The sequence below is a fragment of the Runella sp. CRIBMP genome (genome assembly GCF_009905605.1).
Lineage (GTDB): Bacteria > Bacteroidota > Bacteroidia > Cytophagales > Spirosomataceae > Runella.
Genome location: NZ_JAAAKZ010000002.1, coordinates 1,124,180 through 1,147,259, shown reverse-complemented (window position 1 = coordinate 1,147,259; position 23,080 = coordinate 1,124,180). Strand labels below are relative to the sequence as shown.

The 23,080-nt window shown below is 45.2% G+C and carries 17 protein-coding genes; 9 read left to right on the top strand and 8 right to left on the bottom strand.

Translation table 11 applies throughout. From position 1 onward, the window contains the following. Positions 1 to 64 precede the first annotated feature (64 nt). From GVN20_RS09925 to GVN20_RS09915, 3 genes are all read right to left on the bottom strand, one after another. The gene (locus GVN20_RS09925; RefSeq protein WP_114460816.1) at positions 65 to 778 is read right to left on the bottom strand and encodes a YebC/PmpR family DNA-binding transcriptional regulator; all 714 of its coding nucleotides are present in this window, start codon (positions 776 to 778) and stop codon (positions 65 to 67) included. A gap of 104 nt (positions 779 to 882) precedes the next feature. Then, on the bottom strand, positions 883 to 2,118 hold the full coding sequence (gene lysA, locus GVN20_RS09920; protein WP_166558146.1) for a diaminopimelate decarboxylase: 1,236 nt from the start codon (positions 2,116 to 2,118) through the stop codon (positions 883 to 885). A 122-nt stretch (positions 2,119 to 2,240) separates the two neighbouring features. Beyond that, positions 2,241 to 2,975 (bottom strand): class I SAM-dependent methyltransferase, encoded by a 735-nt coding sequence (locus GVN20_RS09915; protein ID WP_166558145.1) that lies wholly within the window; start codon positions 2,973 to 2,975, stop codon positions 2,241 to 2,243. Positions 2,976 to 3,153: 178 nt separating this feature from the next. Here GVN20_RS09915 and GVN20_RS09910 point away from each other — a divergent pair, with 178 nt between their 5' ends. Both GVN20_RS09910 and GVN20_RS09905 read left to right on the top strand, forming a co-directional pair. Further along, positions 3,154 to 4,467: an alkaline phosphatase gene (locus GVN20_RS09910; protein WP_166558144.1), complete on the top strand. Its 1,314-nt coding sequence runs from the start codon at positions 3,154 to 3,156 to the stop codon at positions 4,465 to 4,467. 26 nt (positions 4,468 to 4,493) lie between these two features. Further along, entirely contained in the window at positions 4,494 to 5,267 is a 774-nt protein-coding gene (locus GVN20_RS09905; protein ID WP_166558143.1) for an amidohydrolase, read from the top strand. A 38-nt stretch (positions 5,268 to 5,305) separates the two neighbouring features. On the opposite strand, the gene GVN20_RS09900 is transcribed toward GVN20_RS09905, so the two are convergent. After that, a complete protein-coding gene (locus GVN20_RS09900) occupies positions 5,306 to 6,412 on the bottom strand; it encodes a hypothetical protein (RefSeq protein WP_166558142.1) in 1,107 nt (368 codons plus the stop codon). Positions 6,413 to 6,484: 72 nt separating this feature from the next. Continuing rightward, positions 6,485 to 7,249, bottom strand: a complete 765-nt coding sequence (tpiA, locus tag GVN20_RS09895) for a triose-phosphate isomerase (protein WP_166558141.1) — start codon at positions 7,247 to 7,249, stop codon at positions 6,485 to 6,487. 248 nt (positions 7,250 to 7,497) lie between these two features. Here tpiA and GVN20_RS09890 point away from each other — a divergent pair, with 248 nt between their 5' ends. Next, the gene (locus GVN20_RS09890) at positions 7,498 to 8,754 is read left to right on the top strand and encodes an aspartyl protease family protein (protein ID WP_166558140.1); all 1,257 of its coding nucleotides are present in this window, start codon (positions 7,498 to 7,500) and stop codon (positions 8,752 to 8,754) included. Positions 8,755 to 8,827: 73 nt separating this feature from the next. Here GVN20_RS09890 and GVN20_RS09885 read toward each other — a convergent pair whose 3' ends face one another. After that, positions 8,828 to 10,024: an anhydro-N-acetylmuramic acid kinase gene (locus GVN20_RS09885; RefSeq protein ID WP_166558139.1), complete on the bottom strand. Its 1,197-nt coding sequence runs from the start codon at positions 10,022 to 10,024 to the stop codon at positions 8,828 to 8,830. Between the two features lie 39 nt (positions 10,025 to 10,063). Here GVN20_RS09885 and GVN20_RS09880 point away from each other — a divergent pair, with 39 nt between their 5' ends. Continuing rightward, positions 10,064 to 10,951 (top strand): fructosamine kinase family protein, encoded by an 888-nt coding sequence (locus GVN20_RS09880; protein WP_206023233.1) that lies wholly within the window; start codon positions 10,064 to 10,066, stop codon positions 10,949 to 10,951. Between the two features lie 166 nt (positions 10,952 to 11,117). Further along, positions 11,118 to 12,116 carry a class 1 fructose-bisphosphatase gene (fbp, locus tag GVN20_RS09875; protein ID WP_166558137.1) on the top strand — a complete coding sequence of 333 codons (999 nt, stop codon included), beginning with the start codon at positions 11,118 to 11,120 and terminating at the stop codon, positions 12,114 to 12,116. Positions 12,117 to 12,121: 5 nt separating this feature from the next. Here fbp and GVN20_RS09870 read toward each other — a convergent pair whose 3' ends face one another. Further along, the gene (locus GVN20_RS09870) at positions 12,122 to 13,771 is read right to left on the bottom strand and encodes a hypothetical protein (protein WP_166558136.1); all 1,650 of its coding nucleotides are present in this window, start codon (positions 13,769 to 13,771) and stop codon (positions 12,122 to 12,124) included. Beyond that, the gene (locus GVN20_RS09865) at positions 13,752 to 14,333 is read right to left on the bottom strand and encodes an RNA polymerase sigma factor (protein WP_166558135.1); all 582 of its coding nucleotides are present in this window, start codon (positions 14,331 to 14,333) and stop codon (positions 13,752 to 13,754) included. The genes GVN20_RS09870 and GVN20_RS09865 overlap by 20 nt, the downstream gene beginning before the upstream one ends. Positions 14,334 to 14,568: 235 nt before the next feature. Here GVN20_RS09865 and GVN20_RS09860 point away from each other — a divergent pair, with 235 nt between their 5' ends. The 4 genes from GVN20_RS09860 (at position 14,569) to GVN20_RS09845 (ending at position 22,983) form a co-directional block, all read left to right on the top strand. After that, positions 14,569 to 15,276, top strand: coding sequence for an SGNH/GDSL hydrolase family protein (locus tag GVN20_RS09860; RefSeq protein ID WP_166558134.1), 708 nt, complete (start codon positions 14,569 to 14,571; stop codon positions 15,274 to 15,276). A 613-nt stretch (positions 15,277 to 15,889) separates the two neighbouring features. Further along, positions 15,890 to 18,958 (top strand): TonB-dependent receptor, encoded by a 3,069-nt coding sequence (locus GVN20_RS09855; RefSeq protein ID WP_166558133.1) that lies wholly within the window; start codon positions 15,890 to 15,892, stop codon positions 18,956 to 18,958. A 12-nt stretch (positions 18,959 to 18,970) separates the two neighbouring features. Then, the gene (locus GVN20_RS09850; protein ID WP_166558132.1) at positions 18,971 to 20,473 is read left to right on the top strand and encodes a RagB/SusD family nutrient uptake outer membrane protein; all 1,503 of its coding nucleotides are present in this window, start codon (positions 18,971 to 18,973) and stop codon (positions 20,471 to 20,473) included. Positions 20,474 to 20,625: 152 nt separating this feature from the next. Further along, positions 20,626 to 22,983, top strand: a complete 2,358-nt coding sequence (locus GVN20_RS09845) for a DUF1549 domain-containing protein (RefSeq protein WP_166558131.1) — start codon at positions 20,626 to 20,628, stop codon at positions 22,981 to 22,983. Positions 22,984 to 23,080: the final 97 nt, after the last annotated feature.

Genomic DNA, 23,080 nt, shown 5'->3' with positions numbered 1-23,080 from the left:
TTTAGGAATTATAGACGGATAATATGACATAAACGGAGCCGAAACCCCGTTTATGCCATTGAAATTACTTCATATTGGTGTACACATTCTGTACGTCGTCGTCTTCTTCGAGGCGCTCGATGAGCTTGTCTACCTCGGCCATTTCTTCTTCCGAAAGTTCCTTTAATTCCGTCGGGATTCGGGTAAATTCTGCGCCTTTTAGTTCGTAGCCTTTTTCTTCTAAAAATTTCTGAATGGCTCCAAAAGCCGAGAATTCGCCGTAAATGTTGATTTCGTTGGTTTCATCGTCCAAAAATACCTCGTCACCGCCCAAGTCAATGAGTTCAAACTCAAGCTCTTCCAAGTCGATGCCTTCGTTGGCAATTTTGAAAAGACATTTGCGGTCAAACAAATAATCCAACATCCCCGAAGTACCCAAACTTCCGCCCAATTTATTGAAATAACTGCGGACGTTGGCTACGGTACGGTTGGTATTGTCGGTGGTAGCCTCGATCAAAATCGCGATTCCGTGTGGGCCTTTTCCTTCGTATACAATCTCTTTGTAATCTTCCTGATCTTTGGAAATTGCCCGTTTGATGGCCCGTTCAACGTTTTCTTTGGGCATGTTTGCCGCTTTGGCGTTTTGGATAATGGCCCGCAAACGAGAGTTGTTTTGGGGGTCAGCTCCGCCAGCTTTTACGGCCATTACGATGTCTTTACCGATTCGGGTGAAGACTTTGGCCATCATTCCCCAACGTTTTAATTTACTGGCTTTTCGGTATTCAAATGCGCGTCCCATATTGAATGAGTAAATGTGTGATTTTATTGAATGAGTAAAAAAAAGGCGTCAAATGTTGGGCCGAGCGTCGTCGATATTCTGCGTTTACTGGCCCTTTGGCGCGGTTATAGTTCCAAAAGTACTTGATTTTTCAGAATGTCTTCCATCGTTTCGCGTTGGCGAATGATGTGCGCCTCGCCCTGATAGACCAACACCTCGGCGGGGCGAAAACGGCTGTTGTACTGGCTGCTCATCGTAAACCCATAAGCACCTGCGTTGAGCAACGCAAGGGTGTCATTTTCATGCACTTCCGTGAGCTGTCGGTCGGTAGCAAAGGTGTCGGTTTCGCAGATATAGCCTACTACATCGTAGGTTTTGAGCTGGTCAGAAACAGGGTTTGAAACATTGACAATGTGATGATACGCATCGTACATCATCGGACGAATCAGGTGGTTAAGGCCCGAATTAACCCCCACAAAAGTGCGATTAGGGGTTGATTTTACCACATTCGCATTCACCAACAGGATGCCAGATTCACTGACCAGAAACTTGCCCGGCTCAAACCACAACTGAAGCTTGCGGCCCAACTGCTCGCTAAGGGCTAAAAAGGCTTCACTGAGTTGAGCACCTAGCGCGGGCATGTCGGTGGTAGGGTCTCCTTCTTTATAGGCCACCTTAAAGCCTCCGCCTAAGTCGATGATTTGGAGGTTGGGAAAATCTTTGGCAAAGTTAAAAATAACGTCGGCGGCGCGGACAAAGGCATTGGCTTCTTTGATGTCAGAACCCGTATGCTGGTGCAACCCTACGACGTTGATGCCGTATTGGTTCACAATCCGCAGAATATCTTCACGTTGCCGAATGTCAATGCCAAATTTGGAACCTTCGTGCGCGGTCATGATTTTGGCGTTTCCACCCGCGGCCACGTTGGGTTTGATGCGAATCATGCACGGCACCGTTCCCCCAAAACGTTGCCCAAATTTTTCGAGGACAATCAGGTTGTCGAGGTTGATGATTGAACCCACGGCCACGGCCGTCTCGATTTCATCAAAAGAAACCCCGCTTGGGGTAAATGTAATCTGTGAGCCTTCGTAGCCGGCGTGCAGTCCCAGCTCCAATTCCTGCGGCGAAACTACGTCCAATTCCACCCCGTTTTGGCGCATCAATTTCAGGATGGAAACATTGGTCAAAGCTTTGCAGGCAAATTTTATCTTTAAATCGACCGATGAAAAGGCGTTACGCAACTGATTGATTTTATCGACTATCTTGTCGGCATCATATACATAGAGCGGGGTTCCGAATTGCTGCGCGATGTCTAAAACGGGTATTCCTTGGATTTCGTAACGGTCGTTTACTAATTGCATGATGATTTGGGCTAATTCGCTGATCATTATTCTCTTAACGCATAAGAGGGTGGACGTCGGCGACAGAAAAAAGTTGATTGGTTGAAAATGAAGCCGCAAAGATAGTTGATGCTTCTGCTTTTTCAAACCTCACCGAGTTGCGCAAAAACAGGAAATGTAACCAAACGCCTCGGCGCGCTACCCCAAACACCGATTAAGCGGTCATGCAGGGCTTCGATTGGGTTGTAACCGTTGGCTTTTTCAAACTTGCGCACACTCGACCAAGTGTTGAGGTAATGGCAGAGTTGGGTCAACGACCAGTTGTAGTTTTGCAGAAAAATACTCTTTTTAAGAGTGTTATATGGAAAAGGAACGTCAGCGTATAGGTTTTCAATGTGGCGTCGTTCGGGGTCCCAATAATCGCCGATGGTATTTTGGTAAAAATCCTGAATAATGGCATCAATTTCGGGGGAAATAGTGAGCAATTCGTAGCCCCAAACGGCGATAATTGCTCCTTTTTTGGCTACTCGTTTTACTTCTTTGTTAAAAAGCTCAAAATCAAACCAATGCAGCGCTTGTCCGACGGTAATTAAATCAAACGTATTTGCGTCAAAGGGCGTGGTTTCGGCGGGGCTCACTTGATAATGAATATTGGGTAACAAAACCGCCTGACTGATTTGGGCTTGGCTGAGGTCTGTCGCTTCGACCTCACTGAAGTGTTTTGCTAAAACGGTTGCCACTTGTCCGTTGCCGGTAGCGCAATCCCACGCCTTCCCAAAATGTTGGACGTGTTTGAAAACCCACTGGTACAACGTCTCAGGGTAGTTGGGGCGATAGCGGGCGTAATCGGTGGCGTGGCCCGAAAAAAGGTCTTTCATGGAGTAGCAATTTTATAAAATCGTTAAATCAGAGGCTGCTTTAAGAAAAACTTGTCTGTAAATGATTGAGTAGAAGCACTTTTGTATTTTATATTTTTCGGTTTATTATTTTTCTGTTCCCCAATTCGTTACGGCTCAATGGATTGTTTTTTAACTTGCGTCAAAAATAACCATAACCATGAGAAAACTGCTATTCGTACATTTCCTTCTTTGTTTTGTCTCGTTTTCGCTTTTGGCACAAATCCAATCAGGGCCGATGGTGGGCTATTCTGATATGCGTGAAGTGCTTTTGTGGGTGCAAACCAAGCAGCCCGCTAAGGTGAAATTTGTGTATTGGGAACAGGGAAATAGTGCGCAAAAATGGTCGACCGATGAAACCTTAACCGCCAAAAATACGGCCTTTATTGCGCGTCTGATCGCTGACCAAGTGCAGCCCGGCAAAAAATATGATTATGAAGTATGGGTGGATGGCAAAAAAGTAGCGATTACGTATCCGCTCAGTTTTCAGTCGCAGACCTTGTGGCAGTGGCGTACCGACCCGCCCGCGCTCAAATTTGCGTTTGGCAGTTGTACGTACGTCAACGATGCGCCTTACGACCGCCCTAATTCTTACGGCGGCGACTATGAAATATTTAAAAGTATTGCTTCCCAAAAGCCTGATTTTATGGTGTGGGGTGGCGATAATGTCTATACCCGTGAGCCTGATTGGAATACCCGTACGGGGGTTTTGTACCGCAACACGCATACGCGCTCGTTGCCCGAGATGCAGCCTTTGTTGGGCTCAGTACACCACTACGCCATTTGGGATGACCACGATTATGGGCCCAACGACTCCGACCGCAGTTTTGCGCACAAAAACGTTACTTCAGAAGCTTTTCGTTTGTTTTGGGGAAATCCCAATTATATTTTTGAAGGTGCTTGCACAGGAACCTTTGAATGGAGCGATGCGCAGTTTTTTATGCTCGACGACCGCTGGTTTCGTGCCCCTAACAACCGTGCCGACGACCGTACTTATTTCGGAGAAGCCCAAATCAACTGGCTGATTGATGCTTTGACCAACAGCAAAGCATCCTTTAAGTTTATCGTGACGGGTGGCCAAGTCATTAATACCGCAGCAGTGTATGAAAACTACGCCATTTACGGTGAAGAAAGGGCCCGTTTTCTGCAAAAAATCGCCGATGCCAAAATCCCAGGGGTTATTTTTCTGACGGGCGACCGCCACCATACAGCCTTGCATAAACTTGATCGTTTTGGTACCTATCCTTTGTACGATTTTACCATTTCGCCCCTGACTTCTGGTGCAGGAAAACCCATTGATGCTGAAAAAAGTGCTACCACGTTTGTTGAAGGAACAGTGGTGGGTAACACGCGCAATTTTGGGTTGTTCGAAATTACGGGCCCTGCCAAAGAGCGAGTGTTGAAAGTGACCGTTTTTAACGCTCAAAATCAGCCACTTTGGACGCGTGAAATCAAATCAAATGAGTTGAAGTAATGCTAACTAAAGGGGACCGGATTGTTATGGATTTACGCGTTGCACTCATTCAAACTTCTTTATATTGGGAAAATCCAACGGCTAATTTGGCCATGCTGGAAGAAAAAATTGCGGCTTTGGAGCAACCCGCTGACCTCATCGTTTTGCCCGAAATGTTTACAACGGGCTTTACCATGAAGCCCGAAACCGTGGCCGAGCCCATGAATTTGACCACCTTCAAATGGATGCGTCAAATGGCGTCGCAGACGGGCGCGGTGGTTACGGGAAGTTATGTCGTTAAGGAAAACGGCAATTATTTCAACCGCTTGCTTTGGATGCAGCCCGATGGAGAATTTGACGCTTACGACAAACGTCATTTGTTTCGGATGGGCAAAGAACACGAACACTACGCGGCAGGAGAACGCCGTATCATCAAAGAAATCAAAGGTTGGCGGGTGTGTCCGTTGATTTGCTATGATTTACGCTTTCCAGTCTGGGCGCGCAATCGGCAGATGGAATACGATTTGCTGGTTTATGTCGCCAATTGGCCAGCGGTTCGGCGTCAGGTGTGGAATACGCTTTTGCAGGCCCGCGCCATCGAAAATCTAAGCTACGCCATCGGTGTTAATCGGGTAGGAGAGGATGGAAATGGCCTGTATCATGCGGGAGACTCGGCCGTGATTGATTTTAAAGGAGAATTATTGAATCGACGCAGTGCCAATGAAATCATTATCGAACAAACGCTTGATTATGAAGCGCTACGGGCGTTTCGAGAGCGTTTTCCTGCGCATTTGGATGCTGATGAATTTGAGATAAAATAGATCGTTGGTGAAAAACACCAACGACGGCATAAAAAAACTCAAAATTCAACAATCGTATAAGCTGCCTGATGCGGTTGGCGGGTTTGGTCGCCGATTTTGGTGCGATTGCGGTCGTCGTCGTGGATGACGAACAGGCGGTTAGAACCAACGGTCGTGAGGTCCTCTGCTTTATGGGTAAACTTTAAAGGTTGGCCAGTGGCGCGGTCTTTGACCAAGTGAAGTTTACCACTTTTCAATTCGGCTTCGGTGGCCCACCAGAGGTAGGCACTGTTGAGTTGGGTTTCGCTTTCCATGGAAGTCAAGACCCAAAATATATTGCGTTTGGCGTCAAATTCGATGCACGAAAGGGCCAACGGCTTGGGAAGGGAAGGTTCTAGGGCAGCAATATCAATGTCGGCCAAAGTTTGAAAGTCAGTGCCTGCAACCAATGAATCATTCTCAAAACGATACGATACCGTCAACACTTTGGCTTTGTATTTAAAATCATCGTACTTTTTGCCCTCTTCACGAATCCCGAAAAAGAGTTTATTATTGGTGGCCGCAAATCCTTCAACTTTAAAATAAGGCATTCCATCAGGAAACTCAGTCGAGCGCAAGGCTTTGGACAGTGCATTCCGCAGTCCTATCGAAAACTTTTCGCCCGTGGCCAAGTGAACTGCTTTGGGTTGGATGCTCTGCGGGCTGCCGCCGTTAACGGGCCAATAAAGCAGCGCATTGTAGCTGTCCCATTCGGTACTTCCTTCTTTTACCCGGTCGAAAGCAGTGGTCAAAAAGGCTACTTTACGGTCGGGAGTAAGGGCAAAGTCTTCGTATTTCTGGGCCGTTTTGAAAAGGTTTTGGGTAACATACGTGGGCTTGCTTCCAAAAACCCCCGTTTCGGCGTAGGCCCAGTAAAAAATGGATGCGTCGGTGCTTGGCATGTCTTTGTCGTTGGCCATTGAAATATAATTTCCATCGTTCAATACCGCCGAAGCTTCGCACCAAACGTCTTTCCCCGCGGCCTGAAGGCCCGCTTGAAAACAATCAATAAATCCCTCTTTTACGATGATTCCCCCCGTTTGCAGTTTTGTCGCAGGGCGTTGGCAGGCGTTGAATAATAAAACAGAGCCTAACGCTAAGGCAGAAGAGAAACGAGTGATTTTCATGGTTTTGAGGCGATTTTAGGGAGAAAGAATACAGGTTGGCAGTGTAGCTGATTCAGCTACACTGCCGGAAAATTACATCCGTGCTTTGATGATGTTGGTAAACTCGCGTGACTTGAGCGAGGCACCGCCAATGAGGCCACCGTCTACGTCGGGGCAAGCAAAAAGTTCGGCGGCATTTTTTTCGTTGCAGCTTCCACCGTACAGGATGGTGGTATCGTCGGCTACTTGGGCACCGTATTGACCAGCAATGTGCTCGCGCAATGCAGCGTGCATATCTTGTGCCTGCTGCGATGTAGCCGTAAGGCCCGTGCCAATCGCCCAAACGGGTTCATAAGCAATCACTACTTTACCGAAATCTTCGGCCGACAAGTCAAAAAGGGCGGCAGTGATTTGGGCTTTTACAATGGCAATGAAATCTTCGTTTTGGCGTTGCTCCAGCAATTCTCCGCAGCAAAAAATAGGTTTGAGGCCATTGGCTAAGGCGATTTTTACTTTTTCGGCCAATAATTCATCCGTTTCGCTAAAATACTGACGGCGCTCGCTGTGTCCAACCAGTACGTAGGGCGTGCCGAGGGCAGCAAGCATCGGGGCAGAGATTTCACCTGTATAGGCACCAGAGGCTTTTTGGTGGCAATTTTGGGCTCCCAAAGAGATACGGTCTACTTCTTCAACGTATTTTTGTAATACCGGCAGGTAGATGTAAGGGGTACACAGGATCACTTCCACGTCGCCACGTACTTCATCGCGAACCATGTTAACCACTTCAGAGGTAAGAATCAGCGCCTCTTCGAGGGTTTTGTTCATTTTCCAGTTGCCGGCTACTATTTTTTTTCTCATTGGAATAGAGGAGTTTTAATGAATATTGGGTTGATTTTATTTCGTAAACTTAGGCTTTATAAACACTTTTTACTGTTTAAATGTTAAATTCAAAATTATCTAAAAAAGTGCTTTTACCCGATAAGAAAGTGTTGCGAAATTAGTAAGAATATATTAATTCAAAACGGCACTTTTTTGGGTATATTTTTTGTTTTTCTAAGAAACAAGATTATCTTTACCAACACCCAAACGCTTTTTTGGGTACAGCTATGGCACGACGTCATTTACACTTGGCTCTATTTTTCTTTTTACCTTTTTTTATCTTCGCTCAAAAAAGCACCAAGAAAGAAGATAAGTTCGGATATTTTTTAACTGGGAATGCCAAATTTACCCGGATTCCTTTTGAACTCCATGCAAATCTCATTGTTGTTCCCCTCAAAATCAACAATTCTGATACCCTTCATTTTATTCTTGATACAGGCGTCAGTTCGCTGATTATTACCAAGCCCGATGCCCTTAAAAATCAAAAACTACGGTTTACCCGTCGGGTACAACTGACGGGGGCAGGAGAGGGCGAATCGCTGAATGCGTCGGTGGCCATTGGGAATGTCATTGAAATGGGAAAGATGATGGCTACCTACCAAAACATCGTGGTTTTGGAAGAAGACGTACTGCAACTTTCAGAATACGTGGGGATACCGATAGACGGGATTTTTGGCTATGAAGTGTTCAATAATTTTGTGGTTACGATTGATTTTACCAATCGAGAACTCGTGTTGACTAATCCGGAAAGCTACAAATACCGCCGCCGCCACGGTGATCGTTACCCGATTATCATTGAAGATACCAAGCCGTACGCGGATGTTATTGCTTTGGTGGGCAACGGTACCGAGTTGCCGATTCGGGTCGTGATTGACACTGGGGCGGGTCATGCGCTGTTGATTGACAAATCGTATGATAATAAAATCCAACTTCCCGAGAAAGTCCTTCGTGCTCAACTGGGACGCGGACTCAATGGAGTCATTAACGGAAGCCTGGGCCGAATTGATAAAGTCCGTTTTGGCAAATATGAATTGGACAACGTACTGGCTTCTTTTCCCGACAGTTTGGCTTTTGGGGTAAAATTTGCGGCTCGCAACGAACGACAAGGAAATATCGGCTGTGAATTGTTGCGCCGTTTTCGGGTTACGTTCAACTATGCAGATCGCTACATGGTGCTCAAACCCGTCAAGCGCCGTCTAAAAGAAACGTTTGAGCATGACATGAGCGGCATGGAGTTGCGGGCCAAGGGTACAGACCTCCGCAAATTTTACATCGACAAAGTCATTGAGGGCTCACCTGCTTGGGAAGCAGGGCTACAAGAAGGTGACGAAGTCTTGTTTATTAATAATAAGTCTTCGGACGAACTGGTTATCAGTGAAGTATACAAACTTCTTCAAAAAGGAGAAGGAAAAGAAATATCGCTGCTTGTTCGTCGAAAAGGCGCCATCCAATTTGCTAGATTTCAGCTAAAACGAATGATTTGAGGCAGAGAGGTAAGTTGGGATTTGGGGAGGAAATGCGTTTTTCCTCCCTTTTTTGTGCTCTTTCTTTCGATTTTTATGAAGGAAACGAAATTTTACCCATCGATACGCTAGGTACGCCTTCTCTGCTTCCAAAATCAGTGGGTTGACCGCAGAGCGCTTCGTTGGCCAAAATGGCAAACAATACGGCTTCTTTGGCATCTCCCGCAATTCCCAATGAATCCGTGACATCCATTTCATAATCTGGTAATAATTCGCGTAATGCTCCCACCAGTACGGGGTTGTGCATTCCACCACCACTTAAAAAAAGCCGATAACTTTCGTCTTTTTTACAAACTCTCAGGATGGACTCCGCAATAGTTTCGGCAGAAAACCGGGTTAGGGTAGCCATCAGGTCTTCGGGGGCCAGCGATGTTGTCCCGCTGCGTTGCTGTGCCAAACGTACGTAATCAAGGCTGAATGATTCGGGGCCAGTGGTCTTGGGGAAAGGGGCGTCGAAAAAAGCATCTTTTTTGAGGCATTTCAACAGTTCGTCGTGTACTTTTCCGCTTGCGGCAATTTTACCGCCTTTGTCGTAGGGCAGGTTGAAGAATTTGCGTGCAAAAGCATCAATGAGGGTGTTTCCGGGCCCAGTATCGGTCACAAACACTTCTTGGGCGTTCAGATTGCCGGGCAAATAAGTAAAGTTGGCAATCCCGCCCATGTTGAGCATGATGCGATTTTCGTCCTTTTGCGAGAAAATAAAATAATCGCCGTATACGGCCAATGGGGCACCTTCTCCGCCAGCGGCACAGTGTTTTTGACGAAAATCACTCAGCGTTGTTATGCCCGTCGTAACGGCAATGTGGTCGCCGTCGCCGATTTGGAGGGTCGCATTGGGATATTTTTCAATGCGATGGAGGATTTTCGGAGCGTGAAAAACGGTTTGTCCGTGACTGGCTATGATGTCTATGTCGTTGGGAGTGAGATTGAACTTTTTCAGGCTATCCAAAATCATCTTGCCGTGCAGTTTTCCAATCCATGAATTGAGCAGGCAGAGCAACTGAAAGTCTATTTCTTTTTTCGCAAATACTTTTCGTATTTCATCCTTAATATCTTCACTGAAAATGACGGTATCGAAGTGCTCTAGTGTTACATGGGTTTGGGAGCCGCTTCCGCTAAAACGGCACACTGCAATGTCTAACCCGTCCATCGAAGTGCCCGACATCAGGCCTACGATTCGCCGCTCGGGTTTTTGGGCTATTTGAAAAAGTTTTACTAGGTTTGGATTCATAGCGTAAGTAATCAATCAATGGGTGCTTAATTTTTGGGTATGTGGGATGGAATAGATCAATATCAGTTTTTTGAAAGTATTCTTTTTGAAACCTTCGGAAAGTCAGTCGAAGTGATTGACGTCCGTTTTGTAGCGGGAGGGAGCATCAATACGGCGGCCCGTGTTCTTACGCCCGAAGGTACGTTTTTTGTCAAATTTAACCATGCCGAAAAAGAAGATATGTTCGAAAAAGAGGCGTGTGGTTTAGCCCTTTTACGAAATACAAATGCCATTCACATTCCTGAGGTGTATGGTTATGGCAAAAACGGCGGCCGGGCTTATTTAATTCAGGAGTTTGTAGAAAATGGAGGACAGCGCCCAGATTTTTGGCAGACATTCGGTCGGTCGCTTGCGGAGCTACATTCTCATACCCAGTCTTTTTTTGGATTAAACTTCGACAATTACCTTGGCTCTTTGGAGCAGAATAATACTTTTTATGTAAATGGTATTGACTTTTTTGTAGAAAAGCGCCTACGGCCACAGGCAGGATTAGCATTGTACAATAACCTGATTGGGCCTGATTTGTACAGCCGTTTAGAGCGCTTTTATCCATTGCTTAAAAATTTACTTCCTGCCGAAGCGCCCGCGCTCATTCATGGTGATTTATGGTCGGGCAATTTTATCATCAATGAGCACGGGAGAGTCTCCCTTATCGACCCCGCTCCCTATTATGGATTTCGGGAGGTTGAATTGGCATTTACGCACCTATTTGGCGGATTTGATGATGAATTTTACGAAAATTACCAAGAGTCCTTCCCTTTAGAGCCTCATTTTGAAGCCCGAATTCCAATCTATAATCTCTACCCGTTGCTGGTTCATGTTAATCTTTTTGGGAGAAGTTACCTGCCTCCCGTTGAGCGACTCGTTAAGCGTTATGTTGGGGCCTGAAATTTGATGTTTTGGGTAAAAAATTGGATGAAATTTAGATAGATGAAAAATTGTATATTTTTTATAATTGTCGAAATTATATTTTTGATAATTTGACTTTGAAAATATAATATTTTGTAGTTTTGCGTAGAAACTCTCCCAACAACAATCTCAATGATGGTAAATTATGGAAACGAAAACTGACCAACACATTGCAGTACCCGTAGGTGTAACGTTGGACCGTTATATCATGCACAATCAAAATGCTTTTTCGTTTGCAACGGGGGAGCTTTCTCAACTTTTGAGAGATATCGCGCTAGCTGGAAAAATTATTAATCGGGAGATTAACCGAGCTGGGTTGATTGATATAACGGGAGGGTTCGGGACCAATAATGTGCAGGGCGAAGCGCAACAAAAACTCGATGTGGTGGCCAATATTCGATTTATCCGGGCGCTTATCAACGGGGGAGAAGTTTGCGGAATTATTTCGGAAGAAGAAGACGATATTATTCACACGGGAAACAATCAAAGTAAATACGTGGTAGCCATCGACCCTTTAGATGGCTCGTCCAATATTGACGTCAATGTATCTATTGGTACTATTTTCTCGATTTATCGACGGGTGAGTCCACTCGGTGAAAAACCTACCATTGAGGATTTTCTGCAAGGCGGCGATAAGCAGGTGGCAGCAGGGTATATTCTCTACGGTTCTTCTACGATTTTGGTATATACTACGGGCAACGGTGTAGCTGGTTTTACGTATGATTTTTCGTTGGGAGAATTTATTCTTTCTCACGCCAATATTCGCAGCCCGCAAGACGGGAAGATTTTTTCGTACAACGAGGGCAACTACAACAGTTACGAGAGCTTTGTGCGAGAATACCTGATAGAATGTCGCAAACGCAGTTACTCGGCACGCTACATTGGTTCATTGGTGGGGGATTTTCACCGAAACCTACTCAAAGGCGGTATTTACCTATATCCGCCCACTACCAAAGACCCCAAAGGGAAATTGCGGCTTTTGTACGAATGTTTTCCGCTGGCCATGATTGCCGAGCAGGCGGGGGCCAAAGCGACCAACGGCTTTCAACGTATATTGGAGGTCGAACCAGAATCACTTCATCAGCGGGCACCGCTTTACATAGGCGCGGAAGCGATGGTCAATGAGTTGATGAATCTAATTTGAGTCAGTTAGAAACGCCCCAAACGGTAGCGCGCCGAAATAAACAGGCCTGCGGTATTCAGTTTTATTTTTCCTAAACCCACTTGGGCCAAAGGTAATTTAAAATAAGGCTCGGCCTGCAGGCTGATTTTTTTGCCAATCTGACGCTCGAAACCCATCGAAAAATTCAAAACTCCAAACCAATAACTACCCGTAGAGCCTTCCCAATCGTACCATTTTACATTGTAGGAATGAGGAGGATAAGTATAGATATATTTCTCGTTGAGCATTTTGTAGCTTGTGATTCCCGTGGAAACAAACCAGCGTTTGTTGGTTGATTGAGTGATGTCATACCGCACATTGAGCGGAATATCGAGCACTTTACAAGCGGCTTCGATGCCACTGGGACGTGCTTTTTGTGAGTTCCAGACTTCTGGCCAAATGTACTGGCTTCCAGTGGCATCGTAGAGTTTCATGGCACGTAAAGCCCCCGCTTGAATACTTATTCTTTGGCTGAAACGGTATTCTAGCATAGCTCCCAATGTGGTTCCGGGTCGTTTCATTTGGTCAAACCCAATGTAACTCAAATCAGGGGCGACCAAAATTCGCAGGCTTAGGCCTTTTCTGAAAAGTGGCTCTACTTCGGTTTTCGTAGGTTTAGCTACTATAGGGGGCGGCGGGGGAGATATATACGAAACCATAGGGGAAGCATACCCCACACTGAGCAGATGCCACGGATGGATATTTAGCGTATTTGGGGTACTGACCCGTAGCCTTGGACTTGTCGTTTCCTGATTTTCATTGGGGCTAGAAAGCGAAATCGTGGCCGATGTTGACTCTTTTGAAACGGAGTTGGAGGCGGCCGTAGAGCGTTCTGACCCAATGCCTGCTTCCTTTCTGCTGGTAGAGCTGCTGTTTTTTGATGTCAATGGCTCAACAAAACTGTTTTTGGGGCTATTGCTGGTATTTTTTGCCGATTTTTTACTGATTTTTGAATCGTTGCTAGTCAGCAATGGTTTGCCAGAAAGCGCAATCGAAGGGCGGGTTGATTTATTTCGATTATCTGCCTTGGTTTTTTGGTTCGTTTTCCCAGTCGTTTGCTCATTAGATTTAGCGGAGAGTGACGGCGAATCTACACCAATGTTTTCTGGGTTGGTGGTACTATTGGCAATTTTACTGTCCCTTAAACCCGTTTTAGGTGCTCGGGCGGTGCCAGAAATAACCTCTTTCCTTTTGGTTGAATTATCGGGTAAAACCGCCCCTGATTCAAGGGCATCTTTCGCCGCAGGTTCTGGGTTTGACTCAGAATCATCCGGCTCAGGATTACTTGAATTTTGTTCAGAAGCCGCTTCGGCTGGTTTTATTTCTTCAGGTTGATTGTTTGATTCAGTTTTTAAGGTTGAACTTTGTTGAGTTGCAGACGGGGCAACGGCAGGTTTGCTGGACAGCGGCGTGTTGATTCTGGGCCACAAAAGAACACCACCAATGATAACACTGGAGAATAACAAAAGCAACAGCACTAAAGGGAGGAACGAACGTTTTTTCGGGGTTCCTTTAGTGTCAGTACTGTCTAATTTTTTGCGCATTGCAGCCCAAGCTTTGGGCTCAAATTCAGGCTCAAACTCCTCAGCAGATTTTCTGAAGAGGTCGTCCAGCGAATCATCTGGGAACTCTTGCATACTCATTGCTTTTCTTTTTGGATAACATAACTCTTAAGTTTTCTCGGGCACGGGCCAAATTAGATTTGGAAGTGCCTTCACTTATGCCCAAACGCTGGGCTATTTCTTCGTGTGAATAACCGTCAATGACGTATAAATTGAATACTGTACGGTACGATGGAGTAAGCTGTTGAATGAGTTCAATCAAATCTTCATGAGCCAAAGTACTGTAGATGTTGTCGCTGTCAGCAGCGGCAACGGTATTTTCTGCAACACTGAGATCTGTGTTGTGTTGGAATTTTACATTTTGACGATAATGGTCCAAGGCGGTATTTATCATGATACGCCTCAACCATATTTTAAAGGGTTTTTCAGCGTCGTACATCTGAACTTTTTGGAATATTTTCAGAAAACCGTCGTTTACTACTTCTAGGGCTTCTTCCCGGTTCGGAACATAACGCATACAAACTCCCATAGCGTAACCGTAGAACTGCTTATACAGCAATTCCTGACACTTGCGGTCGTTTTTCAGACAGCCTTCAAGCAGTTCCGGCAAAGTTTTCAACGCACGAGAAAATAACATCCGACAATTATTTACGGAATTTTAAAATGATTGGTTGCGTCTATGGTTTCGAAAAGATAAGATTTTTTTTGACTAACTGGAATGATGCCCGCCCAAATTGAATATTTAAGAAAGCCGATTTTTAATCTTGACCAACCAAAGATTTTTTTTGTATAAAATAATCTTGGAAAAATCAAGTATTGACGGCGTCTTGTTTCCTTGTATTTCATTTAAAATGACCAAACCCTTACCGTCAATGAAGAAGCGATACCTGTTTTTACTCGTCGTGTTTTCCCTGCAATTGACTCCTAGAACTGAGATTGCGGACCCGTCGGCTTATTTGAGCGACCTCAAAACTGAATTAACCAAAGAATGGCCTAAAAACAGGGCCATCAATCTGGTTTTTCACGGTCATTCAGTACCAGCGGGTTACTTCAAAACCCCCGTCGTTAATACCTTGGAGGCATATCCCTATCAGGTGTTGAAACAATTGAAGGAACGCTATCCTTACGCAGTCATCAACGTGATTAATACATCGATTGGCGGCGAAAGTTCAAAAGGTGGCGAAAGTAGATTTGAAACAGAAGTGCTAGTACACCGGCCAGATGTTATTTTCATTGACTACGCTCTAAATGACCGTGGCATGGGGCTTGAGGAGGCTCGAAAAGCGTGGGTATCGATGATAAACAAAGCCACTCAAAAAAAGATAAAAGTGATCCTGCTCACGCCCTCTCCCGACCAACGTACTGATTTATTGGATGCAGAGAGTGCCTTAGAAAAACACCGAAAACTAATCATTGAGATAGCAAAAGAGCATAATCTGGGATTGGTAGACAGTTATGCCTTTTTTCAAAAAAAAATACAAACTGGTGAAATAATTTCTTACTATATGTCGCAGGTAAATCATCCGAACGAAAAAGGACACCAATTGATTGCCGATGGTATAATGACCTATTTTAAGTAGTACTGTATAGTCGTTATTCAATAATTCACCAAAAGAGGTCTCCCACTAGCGGAGGCCTCTTTTTTTTGGGATTATTGAGTTTTTTGATTTTAAGTTAAATAATTGATAGTCAATAGTTTGATTGTAGATATTTTGGTTGATTTTGACTTCGCTTTAACGGCTTTTTTGAGGACTAATGGGCTTTATTTAATACCATTTAAATATCAAAAAGTGCAAAAGAATGACCATTTTGAACAAATACTATGCTTTTGCTTTGGATTAGATTTGTTAAATATAAACTCAATATGTTTATATAAACGAAGGGGTTTTAGCACTTATACCATCGTACTGCCAATCGTAAGAACCTTTGTCCAAAGTAAAGCATTCAGGCAGGCTAGTACAGGATAAAATCAATTGTGAATTGTATAGAGAAAGTAAAAGTGTATAGGTAAGTGTCTTAAAATCAGATGGTTGTAGTAAAGCTTAAAAATATCAAATTTTATTTATGCAGTTCAGTAACTCACATCAAAAAAACACCATTTAATCCTATTCATCTATGTAACTTACTATTCCGTCCTCATCACTTTCAAAAGTTAATTAAACAATTTAAACAACCCTTAACACAACCTTTATTATGAGACAAATTCGACTATTTATTCTTTGTATGCTGCTTGCCTTTAAGGGAGTAGCACAAGGGGTGCAAATTCAGGGCAAGGTAACCACCGCCAACGGTTTGGGAATCCCCGGGGCAACTATTCTTGAGCAGGGAACAACCAATGGTGCTACGACCAACTCGGAGGGTGAGTATAAAATTACTACGACAAAGACGAACCCGACACTGGTTTTTTCGTACGTGGGTTTGATTAGCCAAACCATTAATAGCCAAGGGCGGAAAACCATTGACGTTACGCTCGAAGAAGACTTGAAAGCCTTGCAGGAAGTGGTCGTTGTGGGATACGGTTCGCAACGGAAGCAGGATATTACATCGGCAGTATCGGTCATCAATATGAAAGATATTGGTGAGCAGCCCGCCAACAACATGAACCAGTTGCTTCAGGGCCGTGCTGCTGGGGTGGTGGTTAAGCAGAAAAGCGGTACGCCAGGCGGAATATTTGAAGTACGGGTACGGGGTATAGGTTCGTTAGGTGCGGGTAGTGACCCTCTGTATGTAATTGACGGATTTGCCGTGGGTACGTCGGTTGGTCAAAACTTAAACCCCAACGACATCGAAAGCATCACGGTTTTAAAAGATGCTGCCTCAACCGCGATTTATGGAGCGAGAGGTTCTAACGGGGTAGTGTTGATTACTACCAAAAGCGCCAAAGAAGGCAAAGTCAACGTGAATCTTTCCATTGATTATGGTATTCAGAATGTACCTGATTCTAGAAGGGTAAAAATGCTCAATGGGGTTGAATTTGCCCAGTTTAAAAAGGAGATTTTTGAAGATGGTATCCGTTATTTCCAGAATAGAGAACCAAAACTGGAAGAGGTACCTATTGGTTTCCGGTATCCAGAGCAGACCAAGTACTCGACCGACTGGTTCGGAGCCATTATGCGCAATAATGCCCCATATATGGACGTAAACCTGACGATTTCGTCGGGAAAAGGGCCACTTAAATCAATGCTTTCGGTGGGGTATTTTAAGGAGGAAGGCTCTATCATAAAGACGAATTACGACCGAATTTCGATTCGTAGCAATATCGGGGGTGAGGTTACTAAGTTCCTGACCGTTGGGATGAACGTAAACGGTAGCTACACCAAACAAAACGTAGCCAATACTGACGGTCGCAGTGCCTTAGTGGGTGGTGCGTTGTTGATGGACCCGCGTGAACCAATTTACAATGATGACGGCACGATGCGCCCTTACATTGGCGGGGTTGACGGAGCGTTTGGTTTTCCTAACCCTGTATTTGTACTTAACAACGTTATCAGAAGAAGAAACATAGGAGATGTGCTTGCCAACGGTTTTGCAGAAATTGCGATTTTGAAGAATCTGAAATTCCGTACTTCGGTCAATGCCAAGATTAATTTCAACGCATATAAAGAGTATGTCCCGTCAACTATCGGTTTATCGGTGGCTTCTGGAACAGCGGGTGCGCCACCAAGAATCGCGACAGCGCGGGATATAAACGAGCAGTTGCGTAATTACTCTTTTGACCAACTCTTGACCTACACGCCCAAAATCGGTGCCAATCAGTCCATGGACTTTTTGCTGGGAGTAACTTCTCAAAAAGAAACGGTCTACGGCGTGGATGGCTCAGGAAATACATTCCCAGATGATGTGGTGCCTTATTTGGGTGCGGCATCTATTCGCTCTTCCAACTCGTACGAGTATGGTTGGGGACTGTTGGCGTATTTTGCCCGCGCCAATTATTCTTACAAAGATAAATACCTACTTTCGGCGTCGTTCCGTCGTGAGGGAAGTTCACGTTTTGGTGCTCAAAACAAATACGGAGATTTCCCGGCTGCTTCAGTAGGTTGGAGATTGACGGAAGAGTCATTTATGCCTAAAGCTTCTTGGTTGACAGACGTGAAACTGAGAGCAAGCTGGGGGGTAACGGGTAACAACAACATCGGTAACTACCCAAGTTTGGCGTTTGTGGGAGCCAACAACTATATTCTTGGCAATGCATTTGCCGCAGGGAAAGTGATTAGTTCATTTGCCAACTCCAACCTAAAATGGGAGAAGTCAAACCAGTTGGACATTGGTTTGGACGTGGCTACTTTCAACAACAAGCTGACCTTCACGTTTGAATATTACAGCAAAATTACCAACGACATGTTGTTGCCAATTTCTATCCCAGCGGTGTCAGGTTTTACTTCAAGTTTGGACAACATTGGAAAAGTGCAGAACCGTGGAGTAGAAGTAAGTGCTGACTTTAGAACCACCATCGGAAAAGTAAATTTCCGCACCAATGCCAACCTTACCGTAAACCGCAGCAAAATATTAGCCATCAAAGGAGCCAATGATATGCTTTGGTATGGTGGATTTTATGGGGGCTATAACGTACAGAAAGTGGGCCGTCCTATTGGGATGATTTACGGGTATCAAAAATTGGGTATCTTCAATACACAAGCCGAAATCGACGCGTGGCCTAAGCAAGACGGAGTGATTCCGGGCGGTATGAAATTTGCCGATACCAACGGCGACGGCGTGGTGTCGTATGATACACAGGACATGGTTGAAATCGGAAATCCAAATCCTGCTTTTACGTGGGCATGGACCGTGGCGGCCGATTATCGTCGCTTTGACCTGAACGTTTTATTTGTGGGAGCGCACGATTTTGACATCTATCGCAACATAGAAGCATCGACCATGAACATGGACGGCGTGTTTAACGTATTGGACAAAGCGAAAGACCGCTGGAGATCACCTTCCAATCCAGGATCTAATCCAAACGCTAAAAATTCACAGGGTGGAACCAACTACTTCAAATGGTCACGCGAGAGCAGTGAGCGCTACGTATACGATGGTAGCTACGTTTGGTTAAAGGCTGTAACCATCGGTTATAACCTTCCTAAATTCAAATCAGTACTGAGCGATGCCCGTATTTTCGTAACGGCCAACAACTTGTTCTTATTTACGAAATACCCTGGCAACAACCCTGATGCGGGTGTGAGAGGCGGCACGGAATTGAACAATGACGATGAGTCATATCCTGTTCCAAGAACGTTGGCGGTTGGTGCTAAGTTTAACTTTTAATTCTACGCAGAAATGAAAAAAATAACCTCTTTTATACTTGTAACGCTTGGCTTGGTTCAGTTTTCGTGTAACGATGACTTCCTGACGACCACTGACCCGACCCGGATTAGTACAGATATTTTCTACCAAAACCAAACCCAGTTTGAGCAGGCACTCAACGGCGTGTATGGTCAGTTGCAGCAAATCACAAATACGGCGTATCTGGGACAGGAATTTATGTCCGACAACACAACGCTTGATTTCAACCCCCTTGACCGTGGGGGGGCAGCTGGTTGGGAAGCGTTTGAATTTTCGACCGTTAACCCCGGCAATGGCGAAGTAGCAGCTTTGTGGAATAACCATTATTCTGCAATGTACAATATCAACTATGCACTGGAAAAGCTTGAAACTAGCACCATTGACGCCGCCGCCAAGAGCACCATTGGAGGTCAATTGAAATTCATCAGAGCTTACCATTACTTTAATTTGGTCCGTTATTTTGGGGATGTTGTGTTGGTCACCAAAACATTAAAAAACCCCAACGAAGCTTTTGATTTGGTAAAATCGCCGCAAGCAGAGGTGTATAAGCAAATCGAAGCCGACCTGAAAGATGCCGTCAACTTACTGCCTACCACTTATCCTGCTGCGGGCAGAGGACGGGTCACGAAGGGAGCCGCGCTGAGTTTGTTGGGTAAGGTGTATCTGACCCTCAAGCGTTATCCAGAAGCGGTTTCTACGCTGAAGCAGGTGTTGCCATTGGGTTATTCTTTGTATGCCAATTACAAGGATAATTTTGACCCCACCAAGAAGAACGGTGTAGAATCCATCTTTGAAGTTCAGTATCAGGGTGGCAACGACTTGGGTGAGCAAAGCAACTTTGTTTATTTATTTGCGCCACGCCTTTCTCAGGGAGCCGTAACGGGATTTGCCAATACTACGCCAAGCGGTCGTAATATCCCCACCAATGACATGATTGCTGCCTACGAACCCGGCGACCTTCGTAAAGATATTTCTTTGCAAACTAGCTACACCCTCAACGGTACAGTTGTGTCGATTCCTTTTGTCAATAAATACCGCTATCCGCACACCATCACGGGGCGCTCTGACAATAACTGGCCTGTGCTCAGATATTCGGATGTGTTGTTGATGCTCGGCGAAGCCATCAACGAAGCTACTGGACCAGATGCCGAAGCCTTGGGCTATCTGAATCAAGTACGTAAGCGGGCAGGGCTGGCGGAGTTGACGGGATTGACAAAAGACTCTTACCGTACTGCAGTACTTAAAGAAAGACGCGTTGAGCTTGCATTTGAGAACCACCGTTGGTTTGATTTGCAACGCACAAAAACCCCAGCTGAATTGGCGGCGTTTATGAATGCTTACGCGGCCAAAGAAAAAACGAATCCGACCGTTTCAAGAGGCGGAATTGCCTTCAACGCGCTCGACTATGTATACAGTGATTTTGAGTATTACCTGCCAATTCCGGCACCGCAAATTTTGATTAACAGCAAACTCACTCAAAATCCCGGTTACCAATAGCAGGACGACTTTTATAAGTAGGATTTGATAAAGAGTCCGCTTTTATAAGTAGTACATTTACAAGTACCTGTCGTAATCTAAAGGGCAATTTTGCTTTCTACGACAGGTACTTTCTTAACCAAATTTTACCACCCTTATTTTTGTTAAAAACCGTGCAGGAAACCACAGAAATCTTCTGGCTTTGGCAGTTTTTAGGCCGATTACACCCCTTGGTCGTCCACTTCCCCATCAGTTTGCTTTGCGTAGCGTTAATACTTGAAATTGTTGGTTGGCGGCGCAAATCAGTCGAATTGCGCGCTGGCATCACCGCTCTGGTTTGGATTGGGGCCGTCAGCTCGGTGTTGGCCGTAGCGTTGGGTTTACTTTTAGCCAATCAAGACGAATACGGCGGCGATACCGTCACCATTCACCAATGGTCGGGCATTGCCACCATGGTTTTTGCATTAGGTTCATTGTTTGCCCTTCGTACGGGGCGCGCCTCGCTTTATAAAACCATGCTTTTTATGACCGTAGGCGGGGTCACATTGGCTGGGCACTACGGCGCTTTACTGACGCACGGAGAAGATTATCTGACCGGCGTTTTACCTTTCAACAAAGACCAAAAAGAAAATACCGAAGGGGGGGCAAACTTTACGTTTGCCAACACTAATCAGCCCCTCACGCAGGAACAAATTGTGGAATTGAACGTGGAAGTGAGGTCCATCTTGGCCCATAATTGTTACAGTTGCCACAGTGCAACCAAAACTAAAGGAGAATTACGGCTAGACAAAAAAGAATTTATCTTTAAAGGCGGCGAAGACGGCCCGATTATCGTCGCGGGAAATCCCGACAAAAGTGAAATTATACGTAGAATCACCCTTCCAACGGGCCATAAAGAAGCAATGCCCACCAAAGGCAAACGTCTCAGTGAAAAAGAAGTGGCTCTCTTGGAGTTTTGGATAAAACAAGGCGCTCCGTGGCCCGATGGCCCCGAAAAAAGCATTTATCGGGTGGCAGAAATGGCACCTCGTATGCCTGAACTGCCCCCCGCAACCGCCCAATTTACGCAACCCGTTGACCGTTTGGTCAATGCGTATTTTCAGAAAAACAAAATTGCTTGGAAGAATGTCGTCGATGACCGAACCTACATCCGCCGGGTTTATTTGGACGTTATTGGTTTGTTACCTTCTCCCGAAAATATTCAGGTGTTTATCGAAGATAATCGCCCCGACAAACGGGAAATATTGGTCAAAAGTTTGTTGGCTCGCAACGAAGACTACGCGCAGCATTGGTTGACGTTTTGGAACGATGCCCTTCGTAATGATTATTCCGGAACAGGGTACATCACGGGTGGGCGTTTTAATATCACAAAATGGTTGTATTCATCCCTCAAAAACAATAAACCGTACAATCTGTTTGTCAAAGAGTTAATCAGCCCAACGAAAGAGTCGGCAGGGTTTATTAAAGGGATTAAATGGCGCGGCACCATTAATGCTAGTCAGCGCAATGAAATGCAAGCCGCCCAAAATGTGGCACAGGTGTTTCTGGGGCTAAACCTGAAATGCGCCTCTTGCCACGATAGTTTTATCAGCGACTGGAAACTGGAAGACGCCTACGCGTTTGCCAACGTTTTTGCCGATACTACGTTGGAAATCCACCGTTGTGATAAGCCCACGGGTAAGCTGGCTGGGCGTGGGTTGTTGTTCAAAGAACTAGGTCAAATCAAGGAGACCCCTGTGACCGAAGAACGACTTAAAGAACTGGCGGAGTTTTTGGTACAGCCCAAAGACGGACGACTTTATCGTACGTTGGTAAATCGAGTATGGGCGCAACTCATGGGCAGGGGTATTGTTGAGCCCGTAGATGCCATGGACAATCTGCCTTGGAGCCAGGATTTGCTGGATTGGTTGGCTTCTGATTTTGCGGCGAATGGCTACGATATTAAGAAACTAATGTATACCATTTTGACTTCCAAGACCTATCAGTTGCCTTCTATTGGTATCAAGGATGCAGGGTTGGTGACAGCACCCGACTTTGTATTTCAAGGAATGGTGCGCCGGCGATTGACGGCGGAGCAGTTTGCTGATGCCGTAAGTGTGGTTTTTAATCCAATTTATGTAGATACCGCGATTGTTTTTAAGCAATTACCCGAAACCATCAAACAAGAGATTCCTTTCACGCGGGCATCTTTGGTAAAAAGAGACCCCTTCTTGACGGCCTTGGGGCGACCGAATCGAGAAACGGTGAGCACAAGTCGAAACTCACAGGCGAATCTTTTGCAAGCGTTGGAATTGACCAATGGCACCCAATTTAATGAAGCCCTGAAAAACGGTGCGAAAATTTGGAAAGTCAAATACCCGACCTCCGAAATGTTGGTGAAAGAACTGTACAAAAAGTCGCTGGGACGAGAGCCGTTGTCTAAAGAACTCGCGGCGGCTCAAAAAATTATTGGCCCCAAACCAACCGACGAAGGAATTCAGGATTTGGTTTGGGCCATGACACTGCACCCTGAGTTTCAGTTGATTTATTGATGGTAGAAGAGAGGTTGGCGGTGAAAATCCCACCAATTGTGAAGAATCTAAAAGGCCCCCACAGGGGCGAAAACTTTGTAGAATTTTGTATAAACCG